12 protein-coding genes are annotated in these 9,329 nt (G+C 29.0%); 5 read left to right on the top strand and 7 right to left on the bottom strand.

All coding sequences use genetic code 4. The annotated features are described in order from the left end of the window. Positions 1-45: 45 nt before the first annotated feature. The 7 genes from BST80_RS02540 to BST80_RS02510 form a co-directional block, all read right to left on the bottom strand. The gene (locus BST80_RS02540; RefSeq protein WP_415745829.1) at positions 46-501 is read right to left on the bottom strand and encodes a hypothetical protein; all 456 of its coding nucleotides are present in this window, start codon (positions 499-501) and stop codon (positions 46-48) included. A 332-nt stretch (positions 502-833) separates the two neighbouring features. Continuing rightward, the gene (locus tag BST80_RS02535; protein WP_415745828.1) at positions 834-1,178 is read right to left on the bottom strand and encodes a hypothetical protein; all 345 of its coding nucleotides are present in this window, start codon (positions 1,176-1,178) and stop codon (positions 834-836) included. A 155-nt stretch (positions 1,179-1,333) separates the two neighbouring features. Further along, entirely contained in the window at positions 1,334-1,786 is a 453-nt protein-coding gene (locus BST80_RS02530; protein WP_415745827.1) for a hypothetical protein, read from the bottom strand. A gap of 10 nt (positions 1,787-1,796) precedes the next feature. Beyond that, positions 1,797-2,381, bottom strand: coding sequence for a hypothetical protein (locus BST80_RS02525; RefSeq protein WP_415745826.1), 585 nt, complete (start codon positions 2,379-2,381; stop codon positions 1,797-1,799). 9 nt (positions 2,382-2,390) lie between these two features. Beyond that, positions 2,391-3,356, bottom strand: coding sequence for a DUF4091 domain-containing protein (locus BST80_RS02520; protein WP_415745825.1), 966 nt, complete (start codon positions 3,354-3,356; stop codon positions 2,391-2,393). Beyond that, entirely contained in the window at positions 3,314-4,060 is a 747-nt protein-coding gene (locus BST80_RS02515; RefSeq protein ID WP_415745824.1) for a hypothetical protein, read from the bottom strand. The genes BST80_RS02520 and BST80_RS02515 overlap by 43 nt, the downstream gene beginning before the upstream one ends. Continuing rightward, entirely contained in the window at positions 4,045-4,314 is a 270-nt protein-coding gene (locus BST80_RS02510) for a hypothetical protein (RefSeq protein WP_415745823.1), read from the bottom strand. Before BST80_RS02510 ends, BST80_RS02515 begins: the two co-directional genes overlap by 16 nt. 157 nt (positions 4,315-4,471) lie before the next feature. Between BST80_RS02510 and rpsL the strand changes: the two genes are divergently transcribed. The 5 genes from rpsL to BST80_RS02485 all read left to right on the top strand — a co-directional run bounded on the left by rpsL (position 4,472) and on the right by BST80_RS02485 (position 9,286). Next, complete coding sequence (rpsL, locus tag BST80_RS02505) at positions 4,472-4,894, top strand: 30S ribosomal protein S12 (RefSeq protein ID WP_415745822.1); 423 nt, start codon at positions 4,472-4,474, stop codon at positions 4,892-4,894. Positions 4,895-4,919: 25 nt separating this feature from the next. Then, positions 4,920-5,387, top strand: coding sequence for a 30S ribosomal protein S7 (rpsG, locus tag BST80_RS02500; protein ID WP_415745821.1), 468 nt, complete (start codon positions 4,920-4,922; stop codon positions 5,385-5,387). Positions 5,388-5,409: 22 nt separating this feature from the next. After that, positions 5,410-7,488: an elongation factor G gene (fusA, locus tag BST80_RS02495; RefSeq protein ID WP_415745820.1), complete on the top strand. Its 2,079-nt coding sequence runs from the start codon at positions 5,410-5,412 to the stop codon at positions 7,486-7,488. Positions 7,489-7,606: 118 nt separating this feature from the next. Next, a complete protein-coding gene (tuf, locus tag BST80_RS02490; protein ID WP_415745819.1) occupies positions 7,607-8,797 on the top strand; it encodes an elongation factor Tu in 1,191 nt (396 codons plus the stop codon). 111 nt (positions 8,798-8,908) lie between these two features. Further along, positions 8,909-9,286 carry a LemA family protein gene (locus tag BST80_RS02485; RefSeq protein ID WP_415745818.1) on the top strand — a complete coding sequence of 126 codons (378 nt, stop codon included), beginning with the start codon at positions 8,909-8,911 and terminating at the stop codon, positions 9,284-9,286. Positions 9,287-9,329: the final 43 nt, after the last annotated feature.

Genomic DNA, 9,329 nt, shown 5'->3' with positions numbered 1-9,329 from the left:
TGCTATTAGTATCTTTTTAAAAATATTTACAATTATTTTAATAGGTTATGCAAGAAGTCTAATATAATCTTTTTGTAATCAAAATAATAATCGCTCAACAATTAACCTAGGATTTGTAATTAAATTATTATTTTTTAAATTTAAATATTCAACATAATAATTTAAACTACTAAAAAAATAACTAAATAACCCAAGACTAGTAATTAACATGATAAGTTTTAAAAAATTAACTGTAATTGCACTATCATTTTTATTAATCCAATTTATTAAGCAAATAACACTTTCCAACAAAAACTCAATTATAAAGCAAACAATAGTAAGGATACTCAAAATATAAATAATATTATTCGGGTTTAATGAATAATTTGTTCCATTATAATTATAAACAATCCATTCTTTGATGTTTCATTGAAAAATACCAGATAAAAAAATATAAAAAGTCAAAAGAATTTGAACGGTTGTAACAGCAATTAAAGTAATCTTAAAATTCTTTTCAAACATTAACCACATTCAGAACTTTTGAAAATCTAATTTTTTTGTTAAAAAAACTAATTTTTTTGGGTGAATAATATTTCAATCGTAATATTCTCATTTGTAAAATTTGTAAATTATCATTATTTTCTTGAATTTTACAATTAAAAAAGTTGTAATTTTATTATAAAATTTACCATTTGTTTTACAAATTAAATATTTATCTAGAAACTGAAACAAACTAATATTGTTAAAAATAGACACTTTAACTTGGTTATCATTCAAGTCATATTCACTAAAAATACTTTTTAATGTTTGGCGATTAAAATAAATAATTGTTTTTCATTGATATAAATAAGTTATTATTGATATAAATAAGTTATTATAAAGAATAAAATAAAAATACTAATAGCTGTTGTAATAGCATAAAAAATCTTTCGTGACAATAATCTTCATTCTGGCAAATAATTATTACTAAAAGTAAAATCTGATGTTAAAAATAATAAAAACAATTGCAATACATTTAGAATTAAACCAATATTAATAACAACTAATAAAAAATAAAATAATTTACTAGCGATTCAACTTTCACTATTTTTTTTATTTTTAAAATGTTTTAATAAATAAATTCCTTCTCAACCACTACCAAAAAGAAGAAATAAAATATTTAAAACAATAAAATATTTTAAAGATACTAAATCTGTCATACTTTTCTCCTTCCTTAAGTAATTTTAAAAGAAACATGTGTCCCAACAGTTCCGGCTGCATGATTAATTTTAAGATAATTTTTATTGCTACTTTTAAATCAGGCAAAAACATATGGTAATCCCCCATGGTCAGCACTCTTTCATAAATTTTTTAGTTAAGTTGTTGGTGACCACAAATCTAAGTCATTCGGCTGTGCACCTTTTTTCAAAACAACATTTACATCATTTGCTTGCATAAAATGTGAATTATGAACATGTGCTGATCACTTAATTAAATAATCAGTTACATCATTAACAATTTCCACAATAGTTGTTGTTCCAGCATATGTTTTGTTAGCAATAGGTTTCCAATCAATATTTCTTCAGTCTTTAGCATTAAAATCATTACTGTCAATCGAAACATTTCAAACTGATAAGAACTCTGGTTTTTTATAAAAACTAAATCCTTTACTTTCTAGGATTACCTTATAATTACTTTCAACAACTGTGGAATTAAATATTAAAATTGCTCTTGATGCATCAAATTTAACAAAGTTACTACTATCTTTTTTGACTTTAATTTCCAAGTTAAAGAATTCAAATGGTAACGGATTATTGTCATTTCACATTTTTTTGTTTTTAAATATAATATGCTACAATCTCCTCGTATCCTTCTTCGGTTTGAAAAATATTATTAATATTTTGTACAAATCCTGCTATTAATTTAGCATTATCAAATGGCACTGGATTATCAGAATAAAATAAGACACTATTTTTTAAAATATTTAATTCAGTTAAATCAACATTAGTATTAATTGTAATTCATTTTTCATTTTGGTAATGACCATAATTATTTGGTGTAATATGAATTGAAAAATAAGTAATTGGTAATAAGTTTCGTACAGCACTAAAGTCAATTAAATAATTTGAATTAGGTGTCGTATGATAGCCATAATAAATATCAACATTAATTTTAAAAAGATCAATTTCTTCAAAATTAATTTGAATAATTTTAAGAATAGTACTCCGCAAAGTTTGAAACCCGCCAAGTTCACTACCTAACATTTGATCAACTGTTCATGAATAATTTTGAAATACTGTTTCATCAATTTGTGCTAAATCAAAATTAAGATTCTCTTCTTGTGTAATTTTACAAGCAATAAGCGGACTAATATTTCCAAATAAGATAGTTCCTAATAATAATGACTCTAATAACTTCTTCATAATCCTCCTTTATAACAAATTAACATACATAAATAATTCATAAACTTGTTCTCCTATTGTTTTTCCATAATTTAAACTTGGTTGTTCAAACACAACATCATCTAATGTAAATTGGGTTGGATATCACTTATATTTATTATCTCTTGTTGTTGAAACAGGAAAACCAATTGCATTTAGGACTCGATTTAAATCATATTTTTTGTCTGTATATATTTCCATTAATATCATCATTTTATGGACCATTTCCATTCCGTCAATATAATTTTTAAAGCGAACACTATAACGCGGACCATTAATATTTCCAACATAAACTAAATTATCATCTCCCGATTCAAATTGACCATTCATTTCTTTTTTAGCATAATAATCATCTCGATATAAATCATATGACCATCTTACATAACCATTTGCTCCTAATTTATAAGCCATTAAAGGTCTTCATACTTGTTCACTATTATCAGATTGAATATATGCTGCTGGAAAATTATTTCAAGAAGTATAAATCATAGTTGCATTCCCAAATGTTTTACGACGAAGAATATTACTTCGTAATTTATAAATATTAATATTATTAAATTTTTCGACTATTTCACGGTATTGCAAAATCATTTGGTCATATTTGTTAACAAAAATATTTTGAATATCATCTTCATCAAATGGATTATAGCGAAAACGCCAACCAGCAAAAATACTAGATTTAATAAGATTATAAGAGTCATTTTCAGCCACATTTTTCATTGTTAATTCATTAGTTTTATCTGCTAATTCATCAAACGATTCATATAAAGTAATTTGTTTACCATTTGGTGTTAAGTATTCTGGTTTGTTTCAAATTGAATTTCAGTGATTTGATAATGCTTTAATAAATTTACTATGAATTGTTTTTAAATAAGCATCAAAGTTTTTCCCAGGCATACCATTGCTTGATTTTACTAATTCAGCATTAAATGTACGTTGAGGACCTTTTTTAGCCACATTTTTAAGGTAAAAAAGGTAAAGGCTCCTGGTTCCATTGCTGAAAACATAAACTCCGTAAATCCTAATTGAGCAGCAACTTTTAAATATTCATCAAATGCATTAAAATCAAATTCTCATTCTCAATCTGGATCATTAAAAACAACATTTAAATCACTACTTTTAATATAATCTTCGTATTCTTCATCAGTTCATCCTTCTGATGATTTATTTAATTTTCCTACTCATTGAATTAATTGATAATTTCATCCAGGACCATATAAATAAAATGTATTAGATTTTTTTAATGCTTGTAAATGTGCTAATAAATATGGCCACATTTTTGGGGATAAATAACTTGGTAAATTATTATCAAAAGGACCAATTTTGTCATCAAGTTCTTTTACACTTGCTCTTTTCTGTCTTAAATTATCACCAGTATCAATATATTTCATACCATTTGAAGGAAATGATATCGCACTAAAACCAAATCGTTCATGCATTGGTTTATTTGAATCATCAGTTTTTAAAAGATAATTTTTAATTTCAATACTAAACTTACGTTCAATACTAGTTTTAATTTTACCATTAAAACGAAAACTTAATTTTATCGTAAAATTTTGAATTCCCGGCTTTGCTTGTGACCCAATAAAAAGACTAATTCAAAGCGGTTGAACATCATATGTTAATTCAGACAATGTATTTTCTCCTAGCGCATCAGGCATATATTAGACTTCTTGCATAACCTAGTTATTTTAAAATTCCTATAAAATAATTTAATTAAGCTATTTAGTGAATTTTCATATAAATAGTATTTCTGACATAAATTAAAATAATTAATGACATTTTGATAAATATAATTTATTTCTTTTGTAAGTTTTTGTTGTAAATATCATTTTTTTATTTTTCGTTGTAATGAATATAATTCATTTTCAGTTGGAATGCTTGTTACCATATACTTTTTCATTTTAATCTCCATTCTAATTTAAAGACTAAATCAGTGGTCTAAAATGTATATGGTTTTCACAGGAATATTGAGAATAAATCTTGACTTAATTTTTTGTTTTATGTAATATTATATATGGATTGTATTCTTTGATACACTCGGATATGTGAAATAGAAAGGAGAAAGCTTAATGCCAACAATTAATCAATTAGTGCGTAAACCACGTAAAGATAAAGTGTGAAAAACAAAAGCTCCTGCTTTAAACAGAGGGCTAAACTCTTTACAAAAAAAACCTACTAATGTTACAGCACCACAAAAAAGAGGTGTTTGTACAAGGGTTGCAACAATGACACCCAAAAAACCGAACTCAGCGTTACGAAAATATGCTCGTGTGCGTTTAACAAACGGAATGGAAGTAACAGCATATATTCTTGGTGAAGGACATAACTTACAAGAACATAGTGTTGTATTAATCCGTGGTGGAAGGGTTAAAGATTTGCCAGGGGTTCGTTACCATATTATTCGTGGTACTTTAGATACTGCTGGAGTTAATAACCGCCAACAAGGAAGATCACTATATGGAACAAAAAGACTAAAAGCTGCAAAAGCTTAATTAAACAGAAAGGAAGATTATTACAATGCGTAAACGCCAAGCAGAGAAAAGAGATGTTTTACCAGATCCAATTTATAGTTCAAAATTAGTAACACGTGCAATTAATAAAATTATGATTGATGGGAAAAGAGGAGTTGCTCAAACAATTTTATATGGAGCATTTGAGATTGTTAAAGAAAAAACAAAGACTGAACCGTTAGAAGTTTTTAATAAAGCAATTGAAAACATTACGCCACATTTAGAATTAAAAGTTCGCCGAATTGGGGGAGCTAATTACCAAGTTCCAATTGAAGTAAATGAAGATCGTAAAGTTACGTTAGGATTAAGATGATTAATTAATTATGCAAGATTACGTAATGAAAAAAGTATGATTGATCGTTTAGCAAATGAAATTATTGATGCTTCAAATGTAATTGGGGGAGCAGTTAAGAAAAAAGATGATACTCATAAAATGGCGGAAGCTAATAAGGCTTTTGCTCATTATCGTTGATAAAAAATAGAAAAGGAAAAGAAAAATGGCAAGAGAATATTCTCTAGAAAATACGAGAAATATTGGAATTATGGCACATATTGATGCTGGAAAAACTACAACAACAGAACGCATTTTGTTCCATACTGGGAAAATTCATAAAATTGGTGAAACCCATGATGGAGCTAGCCAAATGGATTGAATGGCTCAAGAACAAGAACGTGGAATTACAATTACTTCTGCGGCAACAACGGCGTTTTGAAAAAATATGCGCTTAAATATTATTGATACTCCAGGGCACGTTGATTTTACTGTTGAAGTAGAAAGATCATTACGTGTGTTAGATGGAGCAGTAGCTGTTCTTGATGGACAATCAGGAGTTGAACCCCAAACAGAAACGGTTTGACGTCAAGCAACTACATATGGTGTACCACGGATTGTCTTTGTTAATAAAATGGATAAAATTGGAGCTGACTTTTTATACTCAGTAAAAACAATTCATGACCGTTTACAAGCAAATGCTCATCCAGTTCAAATTCCAATTGGAGCTGAAGACCAGTTTACAGGAATTATTGATATCGTTGAACGAAAAGCTTATCATTATGATGGAGCAGCAAACGAAGAAGCAAAAGAAATTCCAATCCCAGATGATTTAAAAGACTTAGTTGAAGAATACCGAATGAAATTAATTGAAGCAGCGGTTAACTTTGATGAAGATTTAATGATGAAATACTTGGATGGTAATGATATTTCAATTCCAGAAATTAAAAGTGCAATTCGTACTGCAACATTAACTGGTGATTTTTTCCCAGTCTTTTGTGGAAGTGCTTTTAAAAACAAAGGAGTTAAATTAATGTTGGATGGGGTAATTGATTATTTACCTTCACCACTTGATATTCCATCAATTAAAGGTGTTCTAGAAGATGGGACTGAAGTTGAACGTCATGCTGATGATAGTGAACCATTTTCAGCATTAGCATTTAAAATTATGACAGACCCATTTGTTGGGAAATTAACATTCTTCCGGGTTTACTCTGGAGTGTTAAAAAAAGGAAGTTCTGTATTAAACTCAACAAAAGATAAAACAGAACGTATTGGTCGTTTGTTAAAAATGCATGCTAATAATCGTGAAGAAATTGAAGCAGTGTATGCTGGTGATATTGCAGCAGCAGTTGGTTTGAAATTAACAACAACGGGAGATACGCTTTGTGATGAAAAAAATGAAGTAATCTTAGAATCAATGGTTTTCCCAGAACCAGTTATTAACTTAGCTTTAGAACCAAAAACAAAAGCTGACCAAGAAAAAATGAGTTTAGCATTACAAAAATTAGCAGAAGAAGATCCAACTTTCCGAACATGAACAGATGAAGAAACAGGGCAAACAATTATTGCTGGAATGGGAGAACTCCACTTGGATATTTTAGTTGATCGAATGAAACGTGAATTTAAAGTGGAAACTAATGTTGGAGTACCACAAGTTTCATATCGTGAAACATTTAAAGATAGTGCTGAAGTAGAAGGAAAATACATTAAACAATCAGGAGGACGTGGACAATATGGACACGTATGAATTAAGTTTGAACCAAATCATGATAAAGGATTTGAATTTGTTGACGCAGTTGTTGGTGGAAAAATTCCAAAAGAATTCATTGGTTCAGTTAAAAAAGGTTTAGAAGAGTCAATGCAAACAGGAAAATTAGCAGGATATCCAATGATTGATATTAAAGCAACATTATATGATGGGTCATACCATGATGTCGATTCATCACAAATGGCTTATGAGTTTGCCGCTAGTTTAGCTTTAAAAGAAGCCGCTAAAAAATGTAAACCAGTTATTTTAGAACCAATTATGGCTGTTGAAGTTACTGTTCCAGAAGAATACTATGGGGATGTAATGGGAAACTTATCTTCACGTCGTGGTCAAATTGAAGGAAATGATCAACGTGGAAATGCCCAAGTTGTAAAGGCAAAAGTTCCATTATCAGAAATGTTTGGATATGCAACTGACTTACGAAGTTTTACCCAAGGACGGGGAACTTATACAATGTTGTTTTCACATTACCAAGAAGCACCAAAGTCAATTACCGAAGAAATTATCAAAAAAGCAGGAAAATCAACAGATTAATTATTACACAATGGTTTAATCTACCATTACTAAAAAAAGATTGCAAAGTAAAAAGAATTAATTTACAATAGTTATGACATTTGTCTATTAATTAAAAATATAGGAGGAAAAGATTAAAATGGCAAAACAAAAATTTGATAGAAGTTTACCACACGTAAATGTTGGAACAATTGGCCACGTTGACCATGGTAAAACTACTTTAACAGCAGCTATTACAACTGTATTAGCTAAAAAAGGATTTGCAGAAGCCCAAAAATATGACAATATTGATAAAGCTCCTGAAGAAAAAGAACGTGGAATTACAATTAATACTTCACACGTTGAATATCGTACTGATAAAAGACACTATGCGCACGTAGACTGTCCTGGGCATGCCGATTATGTTAAAAACATGATTACAGGTGCTGCACAAATGGATGGTGCGATTTTAGTTGTTGCAGCAACAGATGGGCCAATGCCTCAAACAAGAGAACATATCTTATTATCAAGACAAGTTGGTGTACCAAAAATGGTTGTTTTCTTAAACAAATGTGATATGATGGATGGCGATACTGAAATGATGGATTTAATCGAAATGGAAGTTAGAGATCTATTAAGCGAATATGGTTTTGATGGTGAAAAAACACCAGTTATTAGAGGATCAGCTTTAAAAGCTCTTGAAGGTGATGCTCAATGAGAAGAAAAAATTATGGAATTAATGAACGCAATTGATGAATGAATTCCAGAACCAGAAAGAGATATTGCTAAACCATTTATGATGCCAGTTGAAGATGTTTTCACAATTACAGGTCGTGGAACAGTGGCAACAGGTCGTGTTGAACGTGGAATTGTTAAAGTTAATGAAGAAGTCGAAATCGTTGGATTAAAAAATGAAACTAAAAAAGTTGTTGCAACAGGTTTAGAAATGTTTAGAAAATTATTAGATGATGCTAAAGCTGGAGATAATGTTGGGGTTTTATTACGTGGGGTTGATCGTAGTGATGTTGAACGTGGGCAAGTTATTGCTAAACCAGGTTCAGTTAAACCACATAAAGAATTTAAAGCACAAGTTTATGTTTTAACAAAAGAAGAAGGTGGGCGTCATACACCATTCTTCGGAAACTACCGTCCACAATTTTACTTCCGTACAACGGATGTTACAGGTTCAATTAAATTACCAGGCGGTGTTGAAATGGTTATGCCAGGGGATAATGTTGAAATGACAGTTGAATTAATTGCCCCAGTTGCGATTGAAGAAGGAACAAAATTCTCAATTCGTGAAGGTGGACGTACAATTGGTGCCGGAACAGTTGTTTCAATTAGTAAATAATAACATTAAAAAATAACTCTCTTTGAGTTATTTTTTAATTAATTATAATTAATCTTGTTTTTATATTTTTTCTTATATAATATTAGATAAGTTCTGAAACGAGTAGTAACAATGGGATATAATCCAACAGTTAATAATGCGGAAGTTCCAGCAACAAGTAGTTTTTGAGGAAAATTCTTTTTATACATTTGATTTATTTTAATTATCCCAATTTTCTTATTTATTTTATCAAGAAATAATTTAATTAGAAATAAAGAAAAAATTGAAGAAACAGCTTCTGACATTGATGTTCAATTAAAACGAAGAATTGATATGTTAACAAAATTAATTGATAGCACAAAGCAATATATGAAATATGAAAAAGATACTTTAACAACAGTTGTTGAATTACGTAGTCAAGCAAATAAAAACTTAAATGTGAAGGAATTAGAGCAAGTTAATAATGCTGTTACAAGTCAAGCTGGTAAAATTAATAGACTTCTTGCATAACCTAGTTATTTTAAAATTCCTATAAAATATATTTAAAATAGAA

The organism is Spiroplasma sp. Moj (genome assembly GCF_016082285.1).
Lineage (GTDB): Bacteria > Bacillota_I > Bacilli_A > Mycoplasmatales > Mycoplasmataceae > Spiroplasma > Spiroplasma phoeniceum.
The sequence above is the reverse complement of the archived record's forward strand: the minus strand, read 5'-3'. Positions and strand labels throughout refer to the sequence as shown.